The 24,749-nt window shown below is 73.9% G+C and carries 22 protein-coding genes; 14 read left to right on the top strand and 8 right to left on the bottom strand.

Annotated elements, in window-relative coordinates; translation table 11 throughout:
* The first annotated feature begins 111 nt into the window (after positions 1 to 111).
* A complete protein-coding gene (locus AB0H28_RS03380) occupies positions 112 to 2,022 on the top strand; it encodes a hypothetical protein (protein WP_358033477.1) in 1,911 nt (636 codons plus the stop codon).
* 54 nt (positions 2,023 to 2,076) lie between these two features.
* Here the strand turns inward: AB0H28_RS03380 and AB0H28_RS03375 are convergent, their stop codons facing one another.
* Complete coding sequence (locus AB0H28_RS03375; RefSeq protein ID WP_358033474.1) at positions 2,077 to 3,246, bottom strand: NADH-quinone oxidoreductase subunit D; 1,170 nt, start codon at positions 3,244 to 3,246, stop codon at positions 2,077 to 2,079.
* Positions 3,243 to 4,301, bottom strand: a complete 1,059-nt coding sequence (locus AB0H28_RS03370; RefSeq protein ID WP_358033855.1) for an SAM-dependent methyltransferase — start codon at positions 4,299 to 4,301, stop codon at positions 3,243 to 3,245. The genes AB0H28_RS03375 and AB0H28_RS03370 overlap by 4 nt, the downstream gene beginning before the upstream one ends.
* 188 nt (positions 4,302 to 4,489) lie before the next feature.
* Between AB0H28_RS03370 and AB0H28_RS03365 the strand changes: the two genes are divergently transcribed.
* The 7 genes from AB0H28_RS03365 to AB0H28_RS03335 all read left to right on the top strand — a co-directional run bounded on the left by AB0H28_RS03365 (position 4,490) and on the right by AB0H28_RS03335 (position 11,155).
* On the top strand, positions 4,490 to 5,425 hold the full coding sequence (locus AB0H28_RS03365; RefSeq protein WP_358033472.1) for a DUF2520 domain-containing protein: 936 nt from the start codon (positions 4,490 to 4,492) through the stop codon (positions 5,423 to 5,425).
* On the top strand, positions 5,419 to 6,261 hold the full coding sequence (gene panC, locus AB0H28_RS03360) for a pantoate--beta-alanine ligase (RefSeq protein ID WP_358033470.1): 843 nt from the start codon (positions 5,419 to 5,421) through the stop codon (positions 6,259 to 6,261). The genes AB0H28_RS03365 and panC overlap by 7 nt, the downstream gene beginning before the upstream one ends.
* Before the next feature lie 29 nt (positions 6,262 to 6,290).
* On the top strand, positions 6,291 to 6,719 hold the full coding sequence (gene panD / locus AB0H28_RS03355) for an aspartate 1-decarboxylase (RefSeq protein WP_358033468.1): 429 nt from the start codon (positions 6,291 to 6,293) through the stop codon (positions 6,717 to 6,719).
* 123 nt (positions 6,720 to 6,842) lie between these two features.
* Positions 6,843 to 7,736 (top strand): septum formation family protein, encoded by an 894-nt coding sequence (locus AB0H28_RS03350; protein ID WP_358033466.1) that lies wholly within the window; start codon positions 6,843 to 6,845, stop codon positions 7,734 to 7,736.
* Between the two features lie 61 nt (positions 7,737 to 7,797).
* Positions 7,798 to 9,486, top strand: a complete 1,689-nt coding sequence (locus AB0H28_RS03345; RefSeq protein WP_358033463.1) for an L-aspartate oxidase — start codon at positions 7,798 to 7,800, stop codon at positions 9,484 to 9,486.
* Positions 9,483 to 10,379, top strand: a complete 897-nt coding sequence (gene nadC / locus AB0H28_RS03340) for a carboxylating nicotinate-nucleotide diphosphorylase (protein ID WP_358033460.1) — start codon at positions 9,483 to 9,485, stop codon at positions 10,377 to 10,379. The genes AB0H28_RS03345 and nadC overlap by 4 nt, the downstream gene beginning before the upstream one ends.
* A gap of 17 nt (positions 10,380 to 10,396) precedes the next feature.
* Positions 10,397 to 11,155 carry a type III pantothenate kinase gene (locus AB0H28_RS03335; protein ID WP_358033457.1) on the top strand — a complete coding sequence of 253 codons (759 nt, stop codon included), beginning with the start codon at positions 10,397 to 10,399 and terminating at the stop codon, positions 11,153 to 11,155.
* 65 nt (positions 11,156 to 11,220) lie between these two features.
* On the opposite strand, the gene AB0H28_RS03330 is transcribed toward AB0H28_RS03335, so the two are convergent.
* Complete coding sequence (locus tag AB0H28_RS03330) at positions 11,221 to 11,961, bottom strand: class I SAM-dependent methyltransferase (RefSeq protein WP_358033455.1); 741 nt, start codon at positions 11,959 to 11,961, stop codon at positions 11,221 to 11,223.
* A gap of 93 nt (positions 11,962 to 12,054) precedes the next feature.
* Here AB0H28_RS03330 and lysS point away from each other — a divergent pair, with 93 nt between their 5' ends.
* The 3 genes from lysS to AB0H28_RS03315 all read left to right on the top strand — a co-directional run bounded on the left by lysS (position 12,055) and on the right by AB0H28_RS03315 (position 17,050).
* Entirely contained in the window at positions 12,055 to 13,563 is a 1,509-nt protein-coding gene (lysS, locus tag AB0H28_RS03325; protein ID WP_358033452.1) for a lysine--tRNA ligase, read from the top strand.
* A gap of 116 nt (positions 13,564 to 13,679) precedes the next feature.
* The gene (locus AB0H28_RS03320; RefSeq protein ID WP_358033450.1) at positions 13,680 to 14,030 is read left to right on the top strand and encodes an Lsr2 family protein; all 351 of its coding nucleotides are present in this window, start codon (positions 13,680 to 13,682) and stop codon (positions 14,028 to 14,030) included.
* Positions 14,031 to 14,515: 485 nt separating this feature from the next.
* Positions 14,516 to 17,050, top strand: coding sequence for an ATP-dependent Clp protease ATP-binding subunit (locus AB0H28_RS03315; protein WP_358033447.1), 2,535 nt, complete (start codon positions 14,516 to 14,518; stop codon positions 17,048 to 17,050).
* Between the two features lie 121 nt (positions 17,051 to 17,171).
* Here AB0H28_RS03315 and AB0H28_RS03310 read toward each other — a convergent pair whose 3' ends face one another.
* Positions 17,172 to 18,071 (bottom strand): A/G-specific adenine glycosylase, encoded by a 900-nt coding sequence (locus AB0H28_RS03310; RefSeq protein ID WP_358033445.1) that lies wholly within the window; start codon positions 18,069 to 18,071, stop codon positions 17,172 to 17,174.
* A gap of 96 nt (positions 18,072 to 18,167) precedes the next feature.
* Between AB0H28_RS03310 and AB0H28_RS03305 the strand changes: the two genes are divergently transcribed.
* The 3 genes from AB0H28_RS03305 to AB0H28_RS03295 all read left to right on the top strand — a co-directional run bounded on the left by AB0H28_RS03305 (position 18,168) and on the right by AB0H28_RS03295 (position 20,101).
* The gene (locus AB0H28_RS03305) at positions 18,168 to 18,680 is read left to right on the top strand and encodes an ACT domain-containing protein (protein ID WP_358033443.1); all 513 of its coding nucleotides are present in this window, start codon (positions 18,168 to 18,170) and stop codon (positions 18,678 to 18,680) included.
* Complete coding sequence (locus tag AB0H28_RS03300) at positions 18,677 to 19,240, top strand: peptide deformylase (RefSeq protein ID WP_358033441.1); 564 nt, start codon at positions 18,677 to 18,679, stop codon at positions 19,238 to 19,240. Before AB0H28_RS03305 ends, AB0H28_RS03300 begins: the two co-directional genes overlap by 4 nt.
* A gap of 105 nt (positions 19,241 to 19,345) precedes the next feature.
* A complete protein-coding gene (locus tag AB0H28_RS03295; protein ID WP_358033439.1) occupies positions 19,346 to 20,101 on the top strand; it encodes a hypothetical protein in 756 nt (251 codons plus the stop codon).
* Positions 20,102 to 20,108: 7 nt separating this feature from the next.
* Here the strand turns inward: AB0H28_RS03295 and disA are convergent, their stop codons facing one another.
* The 4 genes from disA to AB0H28_RS03275 all read right to left on the bottom strand — a co-directional run bounded on the left by disA (position 20,109) and on the right by AB0H28_RS03275 (position 24,737).
* Positions 20,109 to 21,296, bottom strand: coding sequence for a DNA integrity scanning diadenylate cyclase DisA (gene disA, locus AB0H28_RS03290; protein ID WP_358033436.1), 1,188 nt, complete (start codon positions 21,294 to 21,296; stop codon positions 20,109 to 20,111).
* 141 nt (positions 21,297 to 21,437) lie between these two features.
* Positions 21,438 to 22,880, bottom strand: coding sequence for a DNA repair protein RadA (radA, locus tag AB0H28_RS03285; RefSeq protein WP_358033433.1), 1,443 nt, complete (start codon positions 22,878 to 22,880; stop codon positions 21,438 to 21,440).
* 105 nt (positions 22,881 to 22,985) lie between these two features.
* A complete protein-coding gene (locus tag AB0H28_RS03280) occupies positions 22,986 to 23,756 on the bottom strand; it encodes a hypothetical protein (RefSeq protein WP_358033431.1) in 771 nt (256 codons plus the stop codon).
* 141 nt (positions 23,757 to 23,897) lie between these two features.
* On the bottom strand, positions 23,898 to 24,737 hold the full coding sequence (locus AB0H28_RS03275) for a UbiA family prenyltransferase (protein ID WP_358033428.1): 840 nt from the start codon (positions 24,735 to 24,737) through the stop codon (positions 23,898 to 23,900).
* Positions 24,738 to 24,749 lie beyond the last annotated feature (12 nt).

Here is a 24,749-nt window from a genome sequence, read left to right as displayed (position 1 = left end):
TCGCACCGGCCGGCCGGCGGCTTTCCCGGGGTGCCGCCCGCTCAGCGTGCCGCGCATCCGGCCGTGCCGACCCGTTCCCCTGCGGTGGAACTCTCGGTAGTCTGCACACCCATGTCCGCCTCGGTCGCCTCCGCCGACAAGCGCACCTCGACGCCGCTTACCGTCCTGTTCTGGATCGGTGTGGGGCTGGCGCCCCTGGCGGCGCTGATCCTGCTGGTCGCCGACGGCAACGGCACGCTCCGGTTCGGTGCCGTGCTCGCGATCCTCGCCGTGGTGCTGATCGGACTCTCCATCGCGCTGCGCGCCGAGCACGGCGGCGCCGGTGCGGAGGAACTGCGCGAGGAGTTGGAGCAGCTCCGCCGGGAGTTGCGGGCCGAGATCGTGGCCGCCGCGCAGCGCGGCAACCAGGCCCTCGACCAGGCACGCCGGGCGGAGGAGGCGGCCGGAGCGGTACGCCACCGGCTCGACGCGGCGGCAGCGGGTCTGGCCGCGGCGCCGGCCGAGGACCGGCCGGGTGGCCGGGCCCGGGTGGCGGTCGCGGGCGCGCAGGCGCGTACCCCGGATCGTTCGCACGGGGCGGGCCGCCCTGGTCGCGACGAGGACGAGCCCGGCGCCCGCCACGGCGGCGACGAGCGTCCCGAGCCGTCGCGGGTGGGTCGCCACGACGTCGAGCGGAGCGGGTCCGACGGGTTCGCCGCCGACGGCCGGGCGCGGCCCGAGCCGGCCGGCGCCGGGCGGGACCGGCCGACCGGCCACGACGCGGAGCGCGCCGGGTTCGGTGGTCATCGTGCCGAACCACCCCGCCCCGGCCCCCGGCGGGAGTTCGACGGCTACCGGGCGGAGCCGACCCCCGCCGGCGGACGCGCCTCGGCCGGTGTCTACGGCGCAGCGCGGGTGCCCGAGGCGGGCAGCCGGCCGGAGTCCCGTCCGGTCGGCGTGGTCCACCACACCGAGACCGTGCACGTCACCACGCGGCACACCATCGTGGGCGGCGGCGGCGACCCGTCCGACTCCCGGTACGGCGGGTTCGCGGGCCGCTGGTCGCCGCCGGAAGAGGATCGGCCGCGGGGGGCGGATCCGGGCGAGTACCGAGGCGCGGGCCGGGACGACCAGCCCCGCTCCGGCGCCGACCCGGACGGTTGGCCGGGCAGCCTGCGGGCCGGCCACCGCGCGGAGCCCTGGCCCGGCGACGACGCGCGGGACGACGGCTTCGGGCCGGATCCGTCGGACGACGGGTGGGCCGGTGACGGTCCCGGGTGGCAGGGCTCCGGGCGGCACGGTGGGGAGCATCCCTGGGCCGGCGTCGGCGGGGAGCGGGGCTGGTCGTCGCGGGCGGCGGACGACGGCTGGTCCGGCGGCGGCGACGACCGGGCGCGGGCGGTGCCGGAGTCACCGCCGCCGGCCTGGCCGGCACCCGGACGGTACGGCCCGGCGGCGGCACCCGAGCAGCACGGCCGGGAGGCGACGCCCGGACGGTACGGCCGGGTGGAACCGGTCGAGCGTGCCGGCGGCGCGGTGCCCGCCGAACCGGACGGGGAGGACTGGTCCGAGCTGCGTGCCGGGAACCGCTGGGCGGCGGTCCGCGACGACGGTCAGGGTCTCCAGTTCCGGGTCGGTGAGCGGCGGGCGGCGGTGCACGCCGACGGCGGTGGCACCGAGTACCGGATCGAGGACCGCTGGGCCGCGGTGCGCGGCGGGCCCGCCGAGTACGGCAGCGCAGCGCGGCACGACCCGGGGCCGGCGTACGGCGGTCCACCCGCCCGGTGGCACGATCCGGAGCCGTCCCACGGCGACCCGGGTTGGTCGGCGGGGAGCCCGCCGGCGTTGCCGGCCGGCGGGGTGCCGGTGCCGGACGAGTGGCGGCCACCGATCCAGCGCAGCGGCCAGCCGGAGTGGCGGCAACCCGAGCCGGAGTGGCAGCCGCCGGAACCGCAGTGGCGGCAACCCGAGCCGGAGTGGCGCAGGCCGGAGCCCGGCGGCTACGGGCAGCCGTCCCGGGACGCCGCCGATCGCTGGCGTTGACGGTTCCGGGAGCCGACGCGCGGCCCGGACGGGGAACCGGCACCGCCGGGAACGTCACTTGTCGATGTCACCGACCACGAAGAACATCGAGCCGAGGATGGCGATCAGGTCGGGCACCAGGCACCCGGGCAGCAGCGTGGACAGCGCCTGCACGTTCGCGTAGGAGGCGGTGCGAAGCTTGAGCCGCCACGGCGTCTTCTCGCCCCGGGAGACCAGGTAGTAGCCGTTGATGCCGAGCGGGTTCTCGGTCCAGGCGTAGGTGTGCCCCTCGGGCGCCTTGACCACCTTGGGCAGCCGGGTGTTCACCGGCCCGCCGATCCGGTCCACCCGGTCCAGGCACTGCTCGGCGAGGTCGAGCGAGGCGTACACCTGGTCGAGCAGCACCTCGAACCGGGCGTGGCAGTCCCCGGCGGTCTTCGTCACCACCGGCACGTCGAGCTGGTCGTACGCCAGGTAGGGCTCGTCGCGGCGCAGGTCGAGGTCGAGGCCGGAGGCCCGGCCGACCGGCCCGGACGCGCCGAACGCGGCGGCGTCGGCGGCGGAGAGCACGCCGACGCCGACGGTGCGGGCCAGGAAGATCTCGTTGCGCCGGATCAGGTGGTCCAGGTCGGGCAGCCGCCGGCGGACCTCGCCGATGGCGGCGCGGGCCCGGCCGGTCCACCCGGCCGGCACCTCCTCCTTGAGGCCGCCGACCCGGTTGAACATGTAGTGGATCCGGCCGCCGGAGACCTCCTCCATCACCGCCTGGATGGTCTCCCGTTCCCGGAACGCGTAGAACATCGGCGTGATCGCGCCGATCTCCAGCGGGTAGGAGCCGAGGAACATCAGGTGGTTGAGCACCCGGTTCAGCTCGGCCAGCGCCATCCGCAGCCAGGTGGCGCGCTCCGGCACCTCCATGCCCATCAGTCGTTCGACCGCGAGCACCACGCCCAGCTCGTTGGAGAACGCCGACAGCCAGTCGTGCCGGTTGGCCAGCACGATGATCTGCCGGTAGTCGCGTACCTCGAAGAGCTTCTCGGCCCCCCGGTGCATGTAGCCGACGATCGGCTCGGCGGCGACGACGCGCTCCCCGTCGAGCACCAGGCGCAGCCGGAGCACGCCGTGCGTCGACGGGTGCTGCGGCCCGATGTTGAGCACCATGTCGGTGCCGAGCTGCTCGCCGCCGGCCCCGGTGCCGACGGTCAGCTCGCGGAGGTCACCGGCGTCCGTGGTCATGCCCGTCATCGTGCCATGAGCGGATCGAGGTCGACGCCGACCGGCTGCCACAGCCACAGGTGCCCGCCGAGGCCGGCCGGGTCGGTCAGCTCGGCCACCGCCGACGCCGCGGCCAGCGCCCGCAGGTAGCCGGCCGGGTCCCGGGCGGCCAGGGCCAGCGGCGGTCGACCGCCGTCGGCCCCGAGCGCCCGCAGTGCCTTCCGCTGCGACACCAGGGTGTACGCGCACCGCGCGACCCGCTCACCGGCGGCGGCGACCGAGTCCATGGCGACGTGCGCGGTGACGTCGCACGACCCGTCCGGGACCGGTGGCACCTGCCGCCCGTCCCGGTAGCCGGTCAGCGTCCCGTCCATCGGCCGGGCGTCCCGCAGGTGCCCGTAGTCGACGGCCAGCGCGGCCCCCCGCTCGATCCGTCCCACCGCGTCCGCCCACGCCTCGTCCCGCTCCCGCCCGATTTCCACCCGCCACCCGCCCGGCCCTCCGTGCCCGGCGCCGGTGACCGGGGGGTCGGCGGCGTGGTCCGGACCCGTCGCGAACTCGCCGAACGTCCGGGCGGGGGGAGACGGGACGGGCCACCAGCGGGTCAGCCAGGCGGTGTCGGCGGGGGAAGGCGGGGGGCCGGGGAACTCGTGGCCGGTGGCCGGGTCGACCAGGAGGAGACGCCAGCCGTCGGGGGTGTCGGTGGCGACGTCCAGGGGGACGTTGTCCAGCCACTCGGTGGCGAGCAGCAGACCGGTGATCCGCGCCGGGATCTCGGGCCGCCAGTCGATCTCCGGCGGCAGGTCCGGTGGGCGGGCGGCCCGTTCCACGGCGACCGGGCGGATCCGGTCGGCCACCGCCGGTGGGGCCTGGGCCAGCAGCGCCCGGAGCAGTTCGCCCCGGCCCGCGCCCACGTCCACCACGTCCAGCCGGGCCGGCCGACCCAGCGCCTCGTCCAGCGCGGTGAGCTGCCGCGCCAGGGCGGCGGCGAAGACGCCAGAGGCGTGCACGCTGGTGCGGAAGTGGGCGGCGGGACCGGCGCCGGCGACGAAGAAGCCGCCCGGCCCGTAGAGCGCCACCGTCATCGCGTCGCGCCAGCGCGGACAGGGGTTCCCGGATGTCACGTGCCGACCCTAAGCTGCCCGTACGCGCCACCCGGGGCGGGCGCTTCGGGCGGTCGGTGAAGGTTTTCACACCTTCTTGTTTCCGGTCTGTCACCCGGGCGCATACTTGCCATCGACCGGTACCCCCTTTCGAGGACTGGATCGTTGACATGAGCGCACCGCTGCGCACGAGGGCCGTCCGCGCCCCGCTCGCCTTCCCCCGCACCCTCACCGTCGGTGTGCTCGGCGCCGGCCGGGTCGGCGCCGTGCTCGGCGCGACGCTCGCCGCCGCCGGTCACCGGGTGGTCGCCGCGTCCGGTTCGTCCGGTGCCTCGCGGGCCCGACTGGCGCTGCTGCTGCCGCAGACCCCGCACCGCGACGCGCCCGCCGTGGCGCGTGCCGCCACCGACCTGCTGATCGTCGCGGTTCCCGACGACGCCCTGGCCGGGGTGGTGGCCGAGCTGGCCGCGACCGGCGCGCTGCGCCCCGGCCAGGTGATCGCGCACACCTCCGGCGCGCACGGTCTGGCCGTGCTGGCCCCGGCCGCCGACGCCGGTGGCCGGCCGCTCGCGCTGCACCCGGCGATGACCTTCACCGGTACGCCGGACGACCTGTCCCGTATGGCCGGCAGCTCCTACGGGGTGACCGCCCCGGCCGAGCTGCGCCCGTTCGCGGCCCGGCTGGTGGCCGACCTGGGCGGGGTGCCGGAATGGGTGGGCGAGGACGACCGGCCGCTCTACCATGCGGCCCTCGCCCACGGCGCAAACCACCTGGTGACCCTGGTCAACGACGCGGCGGACCGGCTGCGCGACGCCGGGGTGGACCGGCCGGAGAAAGTGCTCGCCCCGCTGCTGCGGGCTGCCCTGGAGAACGCGCTGCGGCTCGGCGACGACGCGCTTACCGGCCCCGTCTCGCGCGGCGACGCGGGGACCGTACGCCGGCACCTGGACCGACTGGCGCGGACCGCGCCGGAATCCGTACCGGCCTACCTGGCGTTGGCCAGACGGACGGCGGACCGCGCGGTCGCGGCGGGCCGGCTGCGCCCGGCGGACGTGGCGCAGGTGCTCGACGTGCTGGACGGGATGGAGGTGGCCTCCTCGTGGTGAGCGTGGTGCACACCCGCAAGGAGTTGGCGGCGGCCCGGGAGGGGCTGACCGGCACGGTGGGCGTGGTGATGACGATGGGCGCGCTGCACCCGGGGCACGAGACGTTGCTGCGGGCCGCCCGGGAGCGGGCCGACCACGTGCTGGTGACCGTCTTCGTCAACCCGCTCCAGTTCGGCCCGAACGAGGACTTCGACCGGTACCCGCGCACGCTCGACGCCGACCTGGAGATCTGCCGCCGGGCCGGGGTGGATCTGGTCTTCGCGCCGCCGGTGAGCGAGATGTACCCGCAGGGGCAGCCGACGGTCCGGTTGGACCCGGGCCCGCTCGGCGCGGACCTGGAGGGCCTGAGCCGCCCCGGCTTCTTCCACGGGGTGCTCACCGTGGTCCTGAAGCTGCTCCAGCTCACCCGCCCGGATCTGGCCTTCTTCGGCGAGAAGGACTACCAGCAGCTCACCCTGGTCCGCCGGATGGTCCGTGACCTCGACGTGCCGACCGAGATCGTCGGCGTGCCGACCGTACGCGAGCCGGACGGGCTGGCGCTGTCCAGCCGCAACCGCTACCTCTCCGCGTCGGAGCGGCGGGCCGCGTTGAGCCTCTCCGCCGCGTTGCGGGCCGGTGCGGCGGCGGCCGAGCGGGGCGACGACGCGGGCGCGGTGCTGGCCGCCGCGCACCTGGCGTTCGACGCGCCGGAGGCCCGCCTCGACTACCTGGTGCTGACCGACACCGAGTTGGAGCCCGGACCGGTCTCCGGCGCGGCGCGGCTGCTGATCGCGGCCTGGGTCGGCGCCACCCGCCTGATCGACAACACGGCGATCCACCTCGCGCCGCGTCCCTGACCCCACCACGAATGCGGAAAGGCACCCCGATGCTCCGGACCATGCTCAAGTCGAAGATCCACCGGGCCACGGTGACCCAGGCCGACCTGCACTACGTCGGCTCGGTGACGGTGGACGAGGATCTGCTCGACGCGGCGGACCTGCTCCCCGGTGAGCAGGTCGCGATCGTGGACATCACCAACGGCGCCCGCCTGGAGACGTACGTGATCCCGGGCCGGCGGGGCAGCGGCGTGATCGGCATCAACGGGGCCGCCGCGCATCTGGTGCACCCGGGTGACCTGGTCATCCTCATCTCGTACGGGCAGATGGACGACGCCGAGGCGCGTTCCTGGCAGCCCCGGGTGGTGCACGTCGATGCCGACAACCGCATCGTCGACCTGACCGCCGACCCGAGCACGGCCGCCCCCGGCACCGCCGGCGACCCCACCCCCAACCCGCTCGCCGCCGCCCTGTCCTGACGTGGAACCGCGGATCTGCGGCGCCGGAAGGTAGGGGCGAGCGCGGTCTGTCACCGGAAGGTCATTTTCGGCTACCCTGGGCGCACCGTCGGAATCGACGGTCGTCGGGCTGGGGGAGGCGCGATGGGCCGTGCGCTGCGAAGCCTCGTCGCCACCGTGGTCGCGGGGGTGCTGCTGGCCGGGTGTGCCGCGTCGGGCGGGCTGGACGGTGATCTCGGCGACGACTGGGCGGCGATGCCGCCGGCCGGGCCGTTCACCCCGGCGGCCGGCGTCTGCCAGGTCGCCGACTTCACCCCGACCGTGGGCCTGCCGGCGTACGCGCCGGTCGGCTGCGACGTGCCGCACCGGGTGGAGACGGCGCACGTGGGCGCATTCACCGTCGACCGGGCCGCCCCACCCGCGGCCGGCTCGCCGGAGCTGCGTACCGCGTTCTCCGAGTGCGACGCCCGGGCCCGGGGCTACCTGGGCGACGACTGGCGTGCCGGGCGGCTGCGGCTGGCCGTGGCGGTGCCCACCGGCACCGGCTGGACGGCCGGCGCGCGCTGGTACCGGTGCGACCTGACCGAGCTGAACACGGTCGAGGCGGCGGCCGTCGTGGTGACCCGGACGGGCAGTCTGCGCGACGCGCTCAAGGCGCCGTCCCCGTTGCGCCTGGGCTGCCAGCGCACCGGGCAGGACCGTGGCCGGGTGCAGACGCTCACCCCGGTCGGCTGCCCTGTGGCGCACGATGCCGAGTTCGCCGGCGTCTGGGTGGCACCGGACCGCCCGTACCCGAAGAAGCCGGCGGACTGGGCGCCGCTCTACGCCGGCTGCTTCGGCGTCATCGCCCGCTTCGCCGGGGTGCCCGCCGACTCGGCCCTGCGCTACCGCAGCGACGTGGTGGTCCGGCCGCCCGGCGCCGGCCGCTGGGGGGTCGGCGACCGGGGGGTCCGCTGCTACCTGTGGCTCAGCGACCGCACGGTGACCGGTTCGTTGAAGGGCGCCGGCCCGGCCCGCCTGCCGGTTCGGACGAGGTAGCCGGAACCACTCGTCCCGCCCCCGCCGCCCGGGACGAGGATGCTTCGGGTTGACTGTGCTCATGGACCTACCCACCGTCGACCTGCCCACGCTGCCCCGGCTGCTCGCCGCGCCCGCGCCGGGCTGGGTGGAGACCACCGACGTGATCGTCGTCGGCTCCGGGGTCGCCGGGCTGACCGCCGCGCTGCACCTGCGCGAGGCCGGCCTGCACGTCACCGTCGTCACCAAGGTCGACATGGACGAGGGCTCCACCCGCTGGGCGCAGGGCGGCATCGCCGCGGTGCTCGACCCGGCGGACAGTCCGGCCGCGCACGCGTACGACACCGAGGTGGCCGGCGTCGGCCTCTGCGACCCGGTGGCGGTGCGGGTGCTGGTCGAGGAGGGTCCGGCCCGGCTACGCGAGCTGATGCGGGTCGGCGCCGAGTTCGACCGCAACCCGGACGGCTCGCTGATGCTGGGCCGGGAGGGCGGTCACCGGGCCGACCGGATCGTGCACGCCGGCGGCGACGCCACCGGCGCCGAGGTGCAGCGGGCGTTGCACGCGGCGGTGCGCCGCGACCCGTGGATCCGGCTCGTCGAGCACGCCCTGGTGCTGGACCTGCTGCGGGCGTCGGGCGACGGTCCGGGTGGGTTCGGTCCGGCCTGCGGGATCACGCTGCACGTGCTCGGCGAGGGCAGCGAGGACGGTGTCGGCGCGATCCTCGGCCGCGCGGTGGTGCTGGCCACCGGCGGGATGGGGCAGGTCTTCGCGGCCACCACCAACCCGGCGGTCTCCACCGGCGACGGGGTCGCCCTGGCGTTGCGCGCGGGCGCGGCCGTCACCGACCTGGAGTTCGTCCAGTTCCACCCGACCGCGTTGCTGGTGCCGGCCGGTGGCCCGGGCGCCGGCCTGGCGCAGCAGCCGCTGGTCTCCGAGGCGCTGCGGGGCGAGGGCGCCCACCTGGTCGACGGCGACGGCAAGCGGTTCATGGTGGGCCAGCACGAGCTGGCCGAGCTGGCGCCCCGGGACGTGGTGGCCAAGGGGATCCACCGGGTGCTGCTCGCCACCGGCGCTGACCACGTCTTCCTGGACGCGCGGCACCTGGGTGGTGACTTCCTGGCGCGGCGGTTCCCCACGATCGTGTCGTCCTGTCTGGCCATCGGCGTCGATCCGGCGACCAACCTGATCCCGGTCGCGCCGGCGGCGCACTACGCCTCCGGCGGCGTGCGGACCGACGCGCACGGCCGCACCTCGATCCCCGGCCTGTACGCGTGCGGCGAGGTGGCCTGCACCGGGGTGCACGGCGCCAACCGGCTGGCCAGCAACTCGCTGCTGGAGGGGTTGGTCTTCTCCCGCCGCATCGCCGAGGACATCGCCGCCGGGCTGCCCGAGCAGGCCCGACCGGCGGAGACCGGCGCCTGGGTCGGCGGGGAGGGCCGGCTGGTGCCGGCGGCGGGCACGCCGGAGCTGCAACGGGCGATGACCCGGGGCGCGGGCGTGCTCCGCTCGGCGCAGACGCTGGCCGCCACCGCCGCCACCCTGAGCGGGCTGGGCGAGGGGCGTGGTGTGCCGCGCACCGCCGACTGGGAGGCGACGAACTTGATCACCGTGGCGTCGACGCTCGTCGCCGCCGCGTACGCCCGCGAGGAGACGCGGGGCTGTCACTGGCGGGAGGACTTCCCGACGGCCGACGACAGGTGGTTGGGCCACCTGGTGGCCGAGGTGGGCCCGGACGGCCGGCTGGCTGAGCTTTGGGAGGCAACATCGTGATCGAGTCGACGGTGCGGGCGCTGCGGGACGGCGGCCTGGACCCGGACCGGGTCCGGCGCGTCGTGGTCGACGCGCTCGCCGAGGACCTGGGCCCGGACTTCCGCGACGTGACGAGCGTCGCCACCGTGCCGGACGAGCAGCGGGACACCGCCGACCTGGTGGCGCGCGAGGACGGGGTGGTCGCCGGGCTGCCCGTGGCCGCCGCGGTGTTCGAGCTGGTGGGCGAGGTGACCGGCGCCGGTCGCACGGTCGCGGTGTCGCTGGTGGCGCGCGACGGGCAGCGGGTGGCGCGCGGTGACGTGCTGGCCACGGTGACCGGCCCCACCCGGCTGCTGCTCACTGCCGAGCGCACCGCGTTGAACCTGCTGTCCCGGATGTCCGGGGTGGCGACCCACACCCGGGCCTGGGCCGACGCGCTGGCCGGCACGAAGGCAGTGGTGCTGGACACCCGGAAGACCACGCCGGGGCTGCGCGCGTTGGAGAAGTACGCGGTCCGGGCCGGTGGCGGCACCAACAAGCGGATGGGCCTGCACGATGTCGCCATGATCAAGGACAACCACAAGCTGGCCGCCGGCGGGATCGCGCCGGCGTTCCGGCGGGTCCGGGCGGCGTTTCCGGACGTGCCGGTGCAGGTGGAGGTGGACACGCTGGCCGAGGCGGTGGAGGCGGTCGAGGCCGGGGCGGGATTCCTGCTGCTGGACAACATGACCCCGGCGCAGCTACGCGAGGTGGTGGCCGTGGTGGGCGACCGGGCGGAGTTGGAGGCGACCGGCGGGCTGACCCTGCCGGTGGCCGCCGAGTACGGGGCGACCGGCGTCGACTTCCTCTCCGTGGGCGCGCTCACCCACTCGTCGCCGATCCTCGACATCGCCCTCGACCTGCGCGAGGAATGACCGTCTAGGCTGCCGCTGTGCTGCTCTGCATCGACATCGGAAACACCAACACCGTGCTGGCGACCTTCGACGGCGACAAGCTGGTGCACTCCTGGCGGATCAAGACCGACGCCCGTTCCACCGCGGACGAGCTGGGCCTGATGTTCCGCGGGTTGCTGGCCGGTGACGCCGTGGAGATCACCGGGGTGGCGGCCTGCTCGACCGTGCCGGCCGCGCTGCGCTCGCTGCGCACCATGCTGGGTCGCTACTACGCCGACCTGCCGAGTGTGATCGTCGAGCCGGGCGTCCGCACCGGCGTGCAGCTCGCCATCGACAACCCGAAGGAGGTGGGCGCGGACCGGGTGGTGAACACGCTGGCCGCGTACACGCTCTACGGCGGGCCGTCGATCGTGGTGGACTTCGGCACCACCACCAACTTCGACGTGATCAGCGACCGGGGCGAGTTCCTCGGCGGGGCGTTCGCGCCGGGCATCGAGATCTCGTTCGACGCGCTGGCCGCCCGCGCCGCCCAGTTGCGCAAGGTGGAGGCCACCCGTCCGCGTTCGGTGATCGGCAAGAACACCGTCGAGTGCCTCCAGTCCGGCCTCTATTTCGGCTTCGCCGGCCAGGTGGACCGGATCGTCGAGCGGATGTCTGACGAGTTGGGCGAGGTGCAGGCGGTCATCGCCACCGGCGGACTGGCCTCGCTGGTGCTGGGGGAGTGCCGAACCATCACCCACCACGAGCCGATGATCACCCTGATCGGCCTGCGGATGGTCTACGAGCGCAACACCTGAGGTGCAAGGAGGGGCCCCCGGTTAACGCTTCCGGTATAGGAAGGGGCCCCTGTTAACGCCGGCGCTCACCGCTTGCGGGCCGTGAACACCAGCGTCCGGTACGGCAGCTCGACGGACTCCCGGCCGACCAGGTCGGGGTGGGTGGCGAAGAGGTCGCGGAGTTCCCGGTCGACCCTCGCCTGCTCGTCGGCGGTGGCGGTCAGCCAGAACGAGCGGGTGCGCAGCATGCCGATCACCTCGTCCGGGGTGAGCGCGGTCCGGTGCGCGAACTCGGTCAGCTCCACCGGGCCGAACGCCGGTCCGAAGCCGGTGACCTTCTCGACCAGGTTGCCGGCGTGGTCGCGCAGGTCGGCGATCCGCTCCAGCTCGGCCACCCACTCGACGTCGCTGTCCCGGGTGTTCCAGATCGGCGCGAAGGTGCCACCGGGGCGCAGCACGCGGGCGATCTCGGCGTGCGCCGGCTCCTTGTCGAACCAGTGGTAGGCCTGCCCGACCAGCACCGCGTCCGCCGAACCGTCCGGCAGCGGCACCGACTCCGCGCTGCCGGCGAGCGCCGTCGTGCCTCCGGTGGCGAGCGCCAGTTGCGCCCGCATCCCCGGATCCGGCTCGACGGGTACGACGTGGTGCCCGAGCGCCGTCACGCCACGGGTGAGGATGCCGGTGCCGGCGCCGAGGTCCACCACCCGGGCCGGGGCGGCCAGCCCGGCCAGCGCCCGGCGCAGCGCCGCCTCGGGATAGCGGGGCCGGAACCGGTCGTACGCGGCGGCGGCAGCGCCGAACGAGAGCGCCGCAACGGGGTCGGTCATGGCGGGCAGGTTATCCGGTAACAGCCGCCGCGGCGCTTGAGTACGCTCATGGGCTGACCCCGCCGATGTCCCCGAGGCCTGAGGAAGCGTGCCGTGACCGAGCAGAACGCCCTGCCCACCGACCCCGCCGACGACCTTCCCGAGCAGATGAAGGTCCGCCGGGAGAAGCGGGACCGGATGCTCGCCGAGGGCGTCGAGCCGTACCCGGTCGGGTTCGAGCGGACCACCACTCTCGCCAAGCTCCGCGAGCGTTACGCCGACCTGCCGACCGACACCGCCACCGGCGACCGGGCCGCGGTCACCGGTCGGGTGATCTTCATCCGCAACACCGGCAAGCTCTGCTTCGCTACCCTGCGTGACGGTGACGGCACCGAACTTCAGGCGATGCTCTCGTTGGACCGGGTCGGCCCGGAGCGGTTGGCGGACTGGAAGCGCCTGGTGGACCTCGGAGACCACGTCGGGGTGACCGGCGAGGTGATCACCAGCCGGCGGGGTGAGCTGTCGGTGCTGGCCGACGAGTGGGCGGTCACCGCCAAGGCGCTGCGCCCGCTGCCGGTGGCGCACAAGCCGCTGAGCGAGGAGTCCCGGGTCCGCCAGCGGTACGTGGATCTGGTGGTCCGCCCGCAGGCCCGGCAGATGGTGCGGACCCGGGCCGCCGCCGTGCGCAGCCTGCGCGACACCCTGCACGGGCGGGACTTCATCGAGGTCGAGACGCCGATGTTGCAGTTGCTGCACGGTGGCGCGACGGCCCGCCCATTCGTGACCCACAGCAATGCACTCGACACCGATCTGTATCTGCGAATCGCACCGGAACTGTTTCTCAAGCGGGCGGTCGTCGGTGGCGTCGACCGGGTCTTCGAGATCAACCGCAACTTCCGTAATGAGGGCATCGACTCTTCGCACTCGCCGGAGTTCGCGATGCTGGAGACCTACGAGGCGTACGGCGACTACGACACGATGGCCGAGCTGACCCGGAATCTGGTGCAGCAGGCCGCCATCGCGGTCGCCGGCTCGACGACCGTGACGCACGCGGACGGCCGTGAGTTCGACCTGGGCGGCGAGTGGCGCGCGGTGACGCTGTTCGGTGTTCTTTCGGAAGCGCTCGGTGAGAAGGTCACCGTCCGCACCGAAAGGTCACGCCTGGTCGAGTACGCGGACAAGGTCGGCCTCGCGGTCGACCCGAAGTGGGGGCCGGGCAAGCTGGCCGAGGAGTTGTTCGAGGAACTGGTGGTGCCGTCGTTGCAGGCGCCCACGTTCGTCCGTGACTATCCGGAGGAGACCAGTCCGTTGACCCGGGCGCACCGCAGCGAGCCGGGCCTGGCCGAGAAGTGGGACCTCTACGTGCTGGGATTCGAGCTGGGCACGGCGTACTCCGAGCTGGTCGACCCGGTCGTGCAGCGGGAGCGGCTGGTGGCCCAGGCGCAGCTCGCGGCGCGCGGCGACGACGAGGCCATGCGTCTCGACGAGGACTTTCTCCGGGCGATGGAGTACGGAATGCCGCCGGCGGGTGGTATGGGAATGGGAATCGACCGGCTCCTGATGGCGTTGACCGGCCTGGGAATTCGGGAAACCATCCTCTTCCCGTTGGTCCGGCCCGAGTAGGGCCGGGCAGAGCTTCTCCGCCTTGTTACGCCATCCTATTGACGCGGCAAGCGGCGGGCAGGTTATCGTGCTCGTGTATTGCAGGAGCGCAACCCTGCTCGAAAGGAATGTGGGACGTGGCCAAGCAGATCATTCACAAGCTGGTCGATGACCTGGACGGCGGGGACGCTGACGAGACTGTCAAGTTCGCGCTCGACGGCGTGCAGTACGAGATCGACCTCTCCGCCGCCAACGCCGACAAATTGCGCGGCGAATTCGCGCAGTACATCGCGCACGGCACGAAGGTCGGTCGGGGTGGTGTGGTCGTGGGCGGCCGGGCCGCGCGCGGTCGGGGCGGCGCGACCGCCGACCGCGAGCAGAACCGAGCCATCCGCGAGTGGGCCAAGAAGGCCGGCAAGGACATCTCCGACCGGGGCCGGATCCCGCAGGAGATCGTGGACGAGTACCACGCGAAGGCGGGGCACTGACCGCGACGCGCGTGTGACCGGTGGGCCGACGCCGGTCCGGAGGACGACTCCGGGCCGGCGTCCGGCGTTTCGGCCCGTCCGCGCCGGGTGTCCGGTTCGATGCCCGGGGCGGCGGGTGGGTGCCCCCGGGCGGGAAGAAACCGGCGTCGGGTGGCGTTGTCCACAGGCGGTGGAAATTCCGTCCACAGGCTGTGGACGACGCGGTGGGACGCGCATGGGTCCCCGCTCGGAGCCCCTCGACCGGGCCTTCCGCCGGTGGTCGAATTTCGCTCTGCGCGTACAGGCGGGGGTCCCGGAACACCTCCTGAGCGTGGACGGTTGGCAGAAACGACGTCGGAACGGTCATCCGCAGGGTCACACGACCTCAGCGGAGGCGGTCCGCGGCGATAGAGTAAGGAGGCACGGACGCCCGTCCCGGACGTCCGCGCACCGGCCCCGCCGAGATCTGACCATCAAGGCGCACGGCATGTGAGGAGCACGAGGGCATGTTCGAGCGGTTCACCGACCGAGCGCGACGGGTTGTCGTCCTGGCCCAAGAAGAGGCCCGGATGCTCAACCACAACTACATCGGCACGGAGCACATCCTGCTGGGCCTGATCCACGAGGGTGAGGGCGTGGCGGCGAAGGCCCTGGAGAGCCTCGGCATCTCGCTGGAGGGTGTGCGTCAGCAGGTCGAGGAGATCATCGGCCAGGGCCAGCAGGCGCCGAGTGGGCACATCCCGTTCACGCCGCGGGCCAAGAAGGTGCTGGAGCTGTCGCTGCGCGAGGCACTGCAGCTCGGCCACAACTACATCGGCACGGAGCACATCCTGCTCGGTCTGATCCGTGAGGGTGAGGGCGTCGCGGCCCAGGTGCTGGTCAAGCTGGGCGCTGACCTCAACCGGGTCCGCCAGCAGGTGATCCAGTTGCTCTCCGGCTACCAGGGCAAGGAGCCGGCCGCCGCCGGTGCCGCGCCGGGTGAGGCCGCGCCGTCGACCAGCCTGGTGCTGGACCAGTTCGGCCGGAACCTGACCCAGGCCGCCCGGGAGGGCAAGCTCGACCCGGTGATCGGGCGCGAGAAGGAGATCGAGCGGGTCATGCAGGTGCTGTCCCGCCGTACCAAGAACAACCCGGTGCTGATCGGTGAGCCCGGCGTCGGCAAGACCGCCGTGGTGGAGGGGCTGTCCCAGAAGATCATCAAGGGCGAGGTGCCCGAGACGCTGAAGGACAAGCAGCTCTACACGCTCGACCTCGGCGCCCTGGTCGCCGGTTCCCGCTATCGCGGTGACTTCGAGGAGCGCCTGAAGAAGGTGCTCAAGGAGATCCGCACCCGCGGCGACATCATCCTGTTCATCGACGAGATCCACACCCTGGTGGGTGCGGGTGCCGCGGAGGGCGCGATCGACGCGGCGAGCATCCTCAAGCCGATGCTGGCCCGGGGCGAGCTGCAGACCATCGGCGCCACCACGCTCGACGAATACCGCAAGCACCTGGAGAAGGACGCCGCTCTGGAGCGCCGCTTCCAGCCGATCCAGGTGGGTGAGCCGTCGCTGGCCCACACCATCGAGATCCTCAAGGGCCTGCGGGACCGCTACGAGGCGCACCACCGCGTCAGCATCACCGACGCCGCCCTCGTCGCCGCCGCCACCCTGGCCGACCGGTACATCTCCGACCGCTTCCTGCCGGACAAGGCGATCGACCTGATCGACGAGGCCGGCGCGCGGATGCGGATCCGTCGGATGACCGCGCCGCCGGACCTGCGCGACTTCGACGAGCGGATCGCCCAGGTGCGCCGGGACAAGGAGTCCGCGATCGACGCGCAGGACTTCGAGCGGGCCGCGCAGCTGCGTGACAAGGAGAAGCAGCTGCTGGGCCAGAAGGCGCAGCGGGAGAAGGAGTGGAAGGCCGGTGACCTGGACGTCGTCAGCGAGGTCGACGACGAGCAGATCGCCGAGGTGCTCGGCAACTGGACCGGCATCCCGGTCTACAAGCTGACCGAGGAGGAGACCTCGCGCCTGCTGCGCATGGAGGACGAGCTGCACAAGCGCGTCATCGGCCAGGAGGACGCGGTCAAGGCGGTGTCGAAGGCGATCCGGCGGACCCGGGCCGGTCTGAAGGACCCGAAGCGCCCGTCCGGCTCGTTCATCTTCGCCGGTCCGTCCGGTGTGGGTAAGACCGAGCTGTCCAAGGCGCTCGCGGAGTTCCTCTTCGGCAGCGAGGACGCCCTCATCCAGCTGGATATGTCGGAGTTCCACGACCGCTACACGGTGTCGCGGCTGGTGGGTGCCCCTCCCGGCTACGTCGGCTACGACGAGGGCGGGCAGCTGACCGAGAAGGTGCGTCGCCGGCCGTTCTCGGTGGTCCTGTTCGACGAGATCGAGAAGGCCCACCCGGACGTGTTCAACACGCTCCTGCAGATCCTGGAGGACGGTCGTCTCACCGACGGCCAGGGCCGGATCGTGGACTTCAAGAACACGGTCATCATCCTGACCACCAACCTGGGCACGCGCGACGTGGCCAAGGCGGTGTCGCTGGGCTTCCAGCAGTCGGAGGACTCCGAGTCCAACTACGACCGGATGAAGCAGAAGGTCAACGACGAGCTCAAGCAGCACTTCCGGCCCGAGTTCCTGAACCGGATCGACGACACCATCGTCTTCCACCAGCTGCGTGAGAACGAGATCCTCTCGATCGTGGACATCATGATCCAGCGGATCGAGGGCCAGCTGCGCAACAAGGACATGGGTCTGGAGCTGACCGACAACGCCAAGAAGTACCTGGCGAAGAAGGGCTTCGACCCGGTGCTCGGGGCGCGTCCGCTGCGTCGCACGATCCAGCGCGACATCGAGGACAACCTGTCCGAGCGGATCCTGTTCAACGAGCTGACCCCGGGTCAGATCGTGGTGGTCGACTGCGAGGGCGACCCCGAGAACATCGACAAGTCCAAGCTCGTCTTCCGGGGCGCGGACCGGCCGGACGCCGTGCCGGACGCGGTCCCGGCGGATCTCGGCGCTGCCACCGGCGCGGACGACAGCGCCGCGTAAGGTCGGGCGAGACTGTTCCCAGGGCGACGGCCCCGGTCGGCGAAAGCCACCGGGGCCGTCGCCTTTCCCGTGCCCGCGACGCCCCGGCCCGGTGACCGATCGGTGCGGATGCGGGTGCGGGTCAGGGCACCGGGACCGGTGGGCCGTCACCGGCCAGCCGGAAGGAGTCCGGGCCCACCGGTTCCACCAGCCCGTCGGTGACCAGCCCGGCCAACGCCCGGGCCCGCTGCACGTCGTCGTGCCACACCTGGTCCAGGCGTTGGTGCGGCACCGGTCCGGTGGCGTCCCGGAGCACGGCGAGCAGCAGGCCGCGTACCTGCCGGTCGGTGCCGGCGTAGCGCTGCGGACGGCGGGTCGGTCCGGCCGGCGCCGCCTGCCCGGAGGCCCGCCACGCGCAGACGGACTCGACCGGGCACACCGCGCAGCGTGGCGCGCGCGCGGTGCACACGACCGCGCCGAGTTCCATGAACGCCGCGCTGGCCAGGGCCGCCGCCGCCGGGTCGACCGGCAGCAACTCCTCGGTGGCGACCAGGTCGGCGGGCCGGGTGGTCGGCCCGGCGTCGGGCTCGCCGGCGACGGCGCGGCACACCACCCGCCGCACGTTCGTGTCGACCACCGGATGCCGCTGCCCGTACGCGAACGCCGCCACCGCCCGGGCCGTGTACGTGCCGACCCCGGGCAGCGCCAGCAACTGGTCCAGTCGGTCGGGCACCACCCCGCCGTGCCGCTCCACGATGGCCACTGCGCACTCGCGCAGGCGTACCGCCCGGCGGGGGTAGCCGAGCCGGCCCCACATCCGGATCGCCTCGGCGGGGGTGTCCTCGGCCAGCGCGCGCGGCTCCGGCCAGCGGGCCAGCCACGCCTCCCACGCCGGCACCACGCGGACCACCGGGGTCTGCTGGAGCATGACCTCACTGACCAGGATCGCCCAGGCGCCGACGTCGGGCTTGCGCCACGGCAGGTCTCGGGCATTGCGCTCGTACCACCGGCTGACCTGGGTGGCGAAGGTGGCTTCAGTCATGGCGGTGCCGATGATGTCACGGGCGGCCTTCCCGCAGGTTGGGCGGGCCGGGCGGGCCGCTGCGGGGCTTCTTAGGCGGCGGGGCAGAATGTCCGAATGAACGAGCTCGCGATCACCGTCATCGGCCGGGACCGGCCGGGCATCGTGGCCGACGTCGCGGAGGTTCTCGCCGGGCTCGGCGCGAACCTCACCGACTCGACGATGACCCGGCTGCGGGGGCACTTCGCCATGACCCTGATCTGCGTGGGTCCGGCCGCCGCCGACGTCGAGGCAGCCTTCGCCCCGCTCGCCGCCGACGGGCACCTGCTGGCCACCGTACGCGCGGTCACCCCGGACGGCGCCAACGAGCCGGCCGGCGAGCCGTACGTGCTGGCGGTGCACGGCGCCGACCGGATGGGCATCGTGGCGGCGATGACCCGGGTGCTCGCCGACGCGGGCGGCAACGTGACCGACCTGAGCACCCGGCTGACCGGCTCGCTCTACGTGGTGGTCGCCGAGGTGGAGTTGCCGCCGGGCAGCTCGGACGAGGTGGCCGGCCGGCTCACCCGCGCCGCGGCGGAGCTGGGCGTCGGGGTCAGCCTCCGGCCGGCGGACACGGACCTGCTGTGACCGGCCAGGACTACGCCGGTCTGGGCGGTTGGACGCCGGAGAAGCTGGGCGTCCCGGGCGAGGTGCGTGCGGTCGTCGCCGCCCCGGAGCCGGTGTTGAGCCGGCCCGGTCCCGAGGTCGACCCGACCTCGGTCGAGGTGGTGCGGCTGGCCGCCGACCTGGTGGCCACGATGCGGGTCTCGCCGGGCTGCGTGGGCCTGGCGGCGCCGCAGGTCGGGGTGAGCGCGCAGGTGTTCGCGGTGGACGTGACCGGGCATCCGAAGGCGGTGACGGTGCACGGCACGTTCGTGCTGTGCAACGCCCGGGTGGTCGAGGCGAGCCGGTGGAAGGCCGGTCGGGAGGGCTGCATGTCGGTGCCGGACCTGACCGGTGACGTGAAGCGGGCCAGCCGCCTGGTGGTGGAGGGGATGTTGCCGGGCAGCGGGGAGCCGGTACGGCTGGTCACCGACGGTTTCGAGGCACGTGCGCTCCAGCACGAGATCGACCATTGCGCCGGCTTGCTCTTCCTCGATCAGGTTGCCGGCGCGCACGCCGTCTACCGGCGCAAGGTCTATCTCTGACCGGGTCCCGGTGCATCCACTGTGGACGCGCGGGTGGCCGTCGCGCGTGGTTACCGGCGCGTCGGACCGGCGCGCCGGGCACCACGCGGCTACGGTAGGCGAATCATGCGTCTGACGGTCGGCCCCCTGCCCCCCGCTGTCTACTGGCGGCGTCGTGTCGTCGTGCTCGGTGCGGGGCTGCTCTTCCTGATTGTCCTGCTCTATTCCTGCACCGGCCCGGACCGCGACGCCGGCGCGCCGGGCGGCGAGCCGTCACCGGGTGGCTCCGCCGGCGCGGCCCCGGATCCGTCCGGCTCGGTGCTGACGCCCCAGTCGGGCGGCCCGGAGCCCACGCCGGGCGCCTCGGGCGACACCGGCGGTGGCGCGAGCACCGGCGGTGGCACGGGCACGGACGGCGGCACGAGCACCGGCGGTGGGTCGGGCACGGGTGACGGCGGCGCGTCGGGGGAGCCGGTCTCCGCGGACGGCACCTGCACCGACGCGGAGATCAAGGTGACGCCGGTGGCGGTCCCGGCCAACGCCCAGCGGGGCACCGTGGTCACGCTGCGCCTCAAGATCCAGAACGTCTCGGACCGCACGTGCAGCCGCGACGTCGGCGCCGACCTGCAGGAGCTCTACGTCAAGGCCGGCGCGGAGAAGGTCTGGTCGTCGGACACGTGCGGCACCAACCGGGGCTCGAACGTCCAGTCGTTCGCGCCGAACTTCGAGCGCGCCTACGAACTGGGCTGGAACGGGCGGGACACCAGCCGCTGCGACGGCGGGCTGGCCGCCGGCCCGTACGCCCCGATCGGCACCTATCAGGTCTTCGCCCGGGTCGGCACCAAGATCAGCGAGCCGGTGAAGCTGACCGTCACCGGCTGAGGTGCGGTCAGACGTACCGCTCCAGGATGGACGCCTCGGCGAGCCGCGACAGGCCCTCGCGGACGCCACGGGCGCGGGCGTCGCCGACGCCCTCGACCGCCTGGAGGTCCTCCACCGTCGCGCCGAGCAGTCGCTGGAGGCTGCCGAAGTGCACCACCAGCCGGTCGACCACGGCCGTCGGCAGCCGGGGCACCTTGGCCAGCAGGCGGAACCCGCGCGGGCTGACCGCCGCGTCGAGCGCGTCGGAGGCGGACGGGTAGCCGATGGCCTTGGCCACCGACACCAGGTCGATCAGTTCGGTGGCGCTGAGCAGGTCCAGCTCGACGAGCGCCTCGTCGAGCGTGCGCGATTTGCGGCCCACCGGCAGGTAGTCGCGAATGACCAGGGTGCGGTCGGCGTCCACGCCGGCCATCAGCTCGTCGAGCTGAAGGGCCAGCAGGCGGCCGTCGGTGCCCAGCTCCACCACGTAGCCGGCGATCTCGTCGGCGATCCGGCGGACCATCTCCAGCCGCTGCACCACCGCCACCGCGTCGCGGACGGTCACCAGGTCTTCGATCTCCAGCGCGGAGAGCGTGCCGGAGACCTCGTCCAGCCGCAGCTTGTAACGCTCCAGCGTCGCCAGGGCCTGGTTGGCCCGGGACAGGATGGCCGCCGAGTCGTCGAGCACGTGCCGCTGGCCGTTGACGTAGAGGCTGATGATCCGCATCGACTGGCTGACCGAGATGACCGGGTAGCCGGTCTGCCGGGCCACCCGCTCGGCGGTGCGGTGCCGGGTGCCGGACTCCTCGGTGGGAATGGACGGGTCGGGCATCAGGTGCACGCCGGCCTGGACGATGCGGGTGCCGTCGCTGGAGAGCACCACCGCGCCGTCCATCTTGCACAGCTCGCGAACCCGGGTGGCGGAGAACTCCACGTCCATCGGGAAGCCGCCGGTGCAGATCTGCTCGACCACCTTGTCGTAGCCGAGCACGATCAGCGCGCCGGTGCGACCGCGCAGGATCCGTTCCAGGCCGTCGCGCAGCGCGGTGCCCGGCGCCATGAGGGCGAGATTGGCGCGCAGCGGGTCCGCACCGGCCCCGCCGACGCTCCCGGCCACACTGACGCTGATGGCGCGGGCGGGGCTGCCGCCGACAGCGCCGGTGCGGGCGTGCGGCGTCGCCGTTGCGGGCTTTGTGGCATCGCGGTCGATCGGCACGGGCACAGTCTACGGACTGCGGTGCGGTGGGTGCTCTCGTGGTTACTGTGATGTGTCACGATGCCGGGCTGCCCGGCCCTCGGTGGACCGCGCGGCCTGTCCGGAATCGTCCGCTCGCGCCCCGGGCGGGCACACGCACGGTCACTCCGCGGACGCGCGGGCGGCGGCCTGGAGGGCGGCGCGCACGTCCGTGACCTCGATCACGCGCATGGTTTCCGGGCCGGCGCCGCTGCTGCCGGGGCCGCAACCCGGTGGCACCAGGGCCAGCCGGAAGCCCAGCCGGGCGGCCTCGGCCAGCCGGCGCGGCACCGCGCCGACCCGCCGCACCTCGCCGGTGAGCCCGACCTCGCCGATGGCGACCAGGTGTGGGTCGAGCGCCAGGTTGAGCCCGCCCGAGGCCACCGCGAGCGCCACGGCGAGGTCGGCCGCCGGCTCGACCACCCGGATGCCGCCGACGGTGGCGGCGAAGACCTCCCGGTCGTGCAGCGTCAGCCGCTCGGTGCGCCGCTGCAACACCGCGAGGACCATGGCGAGGCGGGCGCTGTCGAGGCCGGAGACGGTGCGCCGGGGCGAGCCCGCGACCGTCGCCCCGATCAGCGCCTGCACCTCGGTGACCAGCGCCCGCCGGCCCTCCATGGCCACCGTCACGCAGGTGCCCGGCACCGGCTCCGAGTAGCGGGTCAGGAACAGGCCGGACGGGTCGGCGAGGCTGCTGATGCCGCCCTCGTGCATCTCGAAGCAGCCCACCTCGTCGGCCGCGCCGAACCGGTTCTTCACGCCCCGCACCATGCGCAGCGAGGAGTGCTTGTCGCCCTCGAAGTGCAGCACCACGTCGACCAGGTGCTCCAGCACCCGGGGGCCGGCCACCTGACCGTCCTTGGTGACGTGCCCGACCAGCACGGTGGCGATGCCACGCTCCTTGGCGACCGCGACCAGGGCGGCGGTGACCGCGCGCACCTGGGTCACGCCGCCCGGCACGCCCTCGGTGCCGGTGGTGGAGATGGTCTGCACCGAATCGAGCACCAGCAGCCCCGGCTTCACCGCGTCGAGGTGACCGAGCACCGCCGCCAGGTCGCTCTCGGCGGCCAGGTAGAGCTGGTCGTGCAGGGCGCCCATCCGCTCGGCGCGCAGCCGGACCTGACTGACCGACTCCTCGCCGCTGACCACCAACGACGGGCTCCCCGCGCCGGCGGCCCACTGCTGGGCCACGTCGAGCAGCAGGGTGGACTTGCCGACGCCGGGCTCGCCGGCCAGCAGCACCACCGCGCCGGGGACCAGACCGCCGCCGAGCACCCGGTCGAGCTCGCTCACGCCGGTCGGCCGGGCCCGGGCCGGCGCGGCGCTGATGGTGGCGATCGGCCGGGCCGGCTCGGCCGGCAACCGGGAGCTGACCACCCGGCCGGAGACCAGCGGACCGGTGACCGTCGACTCGACCACCGAGCCCCACTCGCCGCACTCGGGACACCGGCCCACCCACTTCGGTGGCTGGTGACCGCAGGCGTCGCACTCGTAGGCCGGGCGGGGCTCGCGGGCGGTGGCACGGCCACGGCCGGCGCGGGCGGAGGTCGATCGGGGCGTGGTCACCACCGGACGCTAACCGGGCGGTACGACGAAAGCCCACCGCGGAAACGACGACACCGCCGGTGTGGCGCAGGCCACGGCGGCGGTGTCGATCGGATCGGTGCGGCGTCAGCCGTGGCTGCCGCCCTCGACGCCGCCCTCTTCGGCGGTGTGCTCGCGCGGGTCGACGATCGGCGACGGCGGCGCCAGCGGGGTGAGCGGGACGCCGATCGGCGCCGGCGTGGAGATCACCTTGCCGTTGCCGAAGTCGAAGGTCAGCTTGACCTGCTGGCCGGCCAGCAGATCCTGGTTCAGGCCGACGAGCTGGAGGAACTGCGGGCCGCCGCTGATCAACTGGGTGTAGCCGAGCGCCGGGATCTCGATGCGGGCGGGCTGGCCGGCGGGCGCGGCCTCGCTCTCCGACGGCGACGGGCTGGCCGAGGCGGAGTCGCTCGGCGACGGCGAACCGGTCACCTCCAGCGACTGGCTGGGCGAGGCGCTCGGGTCGGCGGCGGTGGGCGAGGCCGAGGCCGGCTCGGTCGGCGAGCCGGTCGGGGTGGCCCCGCCGCTGGACCCGGCGCCGCCGGTGAGCACGATCTCGCGCGCGCTGTCCGTGGTGACGGTCACCGTCACCGGCGTCCTGCTGTCGTTGTAGATCACGGCGTTGAGCGGCGCGTCCGCGCCCGCCTGGTAACCCGCCGGCCCGGGAAACTGCACGTAGAGGCCCCGCACCAGGTAGAGGTTGTCCGAGGTCGCGACGTTGACGCCCTGAACCGACGGGATCTTGTTGGCGGTCTCGGCCACCTGCCCGGCACCGCACCCGGCCAGCAGCAGGCTCGCCGCCGCCGCGCCGGCCAGCAGCAGGGCCGGCCCCCGGGAACCCCTGATCGAGCGCGTCACGTCGGTCCTCCTCGTCACGATCCCCGCCCGGTCGACCGCCGGGCACGGGGTGGCCATACCCGCGCAGACCGCGCTCCAGGGTAGTTGGAGCTGATCGAGGCCCGCACGCGGACCCGGCAATGCCACCTCGGCGGGGACTTCTCAGACCACCCGGCCGTTCGCCACCAGCAGCGCCACGTCGATGAGCGCCACCACCAGCACCGCCCGGAACGCGGTCGTCGGACGGCCACCGGCCCGGGCGGTGGCGCGTCCGGCGTACCAACCGAGGGCCGGCACCGCGACGGCGGCGCCGACCGCCGACAGGCCGGTCCACGACGGCGGCCCGGGCGGACCGAAGACCAGGGCGACGGTGGCCGCGAGCAGCAACCCGGCGGCGGCCAGCCGGCTGCCGGCCGGACCCAGCCGGTGCGGCAGTCCGCGTACCCCGGTGCGGGCGTCGTCGGCCAGGTCCGGCAGGACGTTGGCGAAGTGTGCCCCGGCGCCGAGCAGCGCGGCGGCGGCCACCAGCCAGACCGGCGGAACGGGCGAGCCGGGCCGGGCCAGCACCACGAAGGCGGGCAGCGCGCCGAACGAGACCGCGTACGGCAGCACCGACACCGGCGTCGACTTCAGCGGCTTGTTGTAGAGCAGCGCGGAGACCAGCCCCAGGGTGGCGCAGGCCGCCGCGGCTGCACCGGCGGCCAGCGCCAGCAGCGGGGTGGCCAGGGCGGCGACCGCGGTGGCCCGGGCGAGCGTCCGCCGGTCGACCGCGCCGGTGGTCACCGGCTTGTCGGTACGCCCCACCGCGGCGTCCCGGTCCGCGTCGATCAGGTCGTTGCTCCAGCCGACGGCGAGTTGGCTGGCGAGCACCGTCAGCGCCACCGTCACGACGCCGCCGGCGGTGTGCCCGACGCCGGCCGCGAGCAGGGCGGCGACCACGACGACCGCCGCGGCCGGCTCCGGATGGCTCGCCCTGACCAGCCCTAACACCCGCGTCGACATAAGGGAAGTCTG

It is taken from the genome of Micromonospora sp. NPDC050980, from assembly GCF_040653835.1.
Taxonomy (GTDB): Bacteria; Actinomycetota; Actinomycetes; order Mycobacteriales; family Micromonosporaceae; genus Micromonospora.
This window is presented reverse-complemented; position numbering and strand designations above follow the sequence as displayed.

Bases quoted from the DNA above. Each gene is read 5' to 3' on its own strand.
- AB0H28_RS03375 (WP_358033474.1), bottom strand. From the start codon at position 3,246: ATGACGGGCATGACCACGGACGCCGGTGACCTCCGCGAGCTGACCGTC.
- AB0H28_RS03350 (WP_358033466.1), top strand. From the start codon at position 6,843: ATGGGCCGTGCGCTGCGAAGCCTCGTCGCCACCGTGGTCGCGGGGGTG.
- AB0H28_RS03310 (WP_358033445.1), bottom strand. From the start codon at position 18,071: ATGACTGAAGCCACCTTCGCCACCCAGGTCAGCCGGTGGTACGAGCGC.
- AB0H28_RS03305 (WP_358033443.1), top strand. From the start codon at position 18,168: ATGAACGAGCTCGCGATCACCGTCATCGGCCGGGACCGGCCGGGCATC.
- AB0H28_RS03370 (WP_358033855.1), bottom strand. From the start codon at position 4,301: ATGACGGTGGCGCTCTACGGGCCGGGCGGCTTCTTCGTCGCCGGCGCC.
- AB0H28_RS03315 (WP_358033447.1), top strand. From the start codon at position 14,516: ATGTTCGAGCGGTTCACCGACCGAGCGCGACGGGTTGTCGTCCTGGCC.
- AB0H28_RS03380 (WP_358033477.1), top strand. From the start codon at position 112: ATGTCCGCCTCGGTCGCCTCCGCCGACAAGCGCACCTCGACGCCGCTT.
- AB0H28_RS03345 (WP_358033463.1), top strand. From the start codon at position 7,798: ATGGACCTACCCACCGTCGACCTGCCCACGCTGCCCCGGCTGCTCGCC.
- AB0H28_RS03295 (WP_358033439.1), top strand. From the start codon at position 19,346: ATGCGTCTGACGGTCGGCCCCCTGCCCCCCGCTGTCTACTGGCGGCGT.
- AB0H28_RS03275 (WP_358033428.1), bottom strand. From the start codon at position 24,737: ATGTCGACGCGGGTGTTAGGGCTGGTCAGGGCGAGCCATCCGGAGCCG.
- AB0H28_RS03365 (WP_358033472.1), top strand. From the start codon at position 4,490: ATGAGCGCACCGCTGCGCACGAGGGCCGTCCGCGCCCCGCTCGCCTTC.
- panD (WP_358033468.1), top strand. From the start codon at position 6,291: ATGCTCCGGACCATGCTCAAGTCGAAGATCCACCGGGCCACGGTGACC.
- AB0H28_RS03330 (WP_358033455.1), bottom strand. From the start codon at position 11,961: ATGACCGACCCCGTTGCGGCGCTCTCGTTCGGCGCTGCCGCCGCCGCG.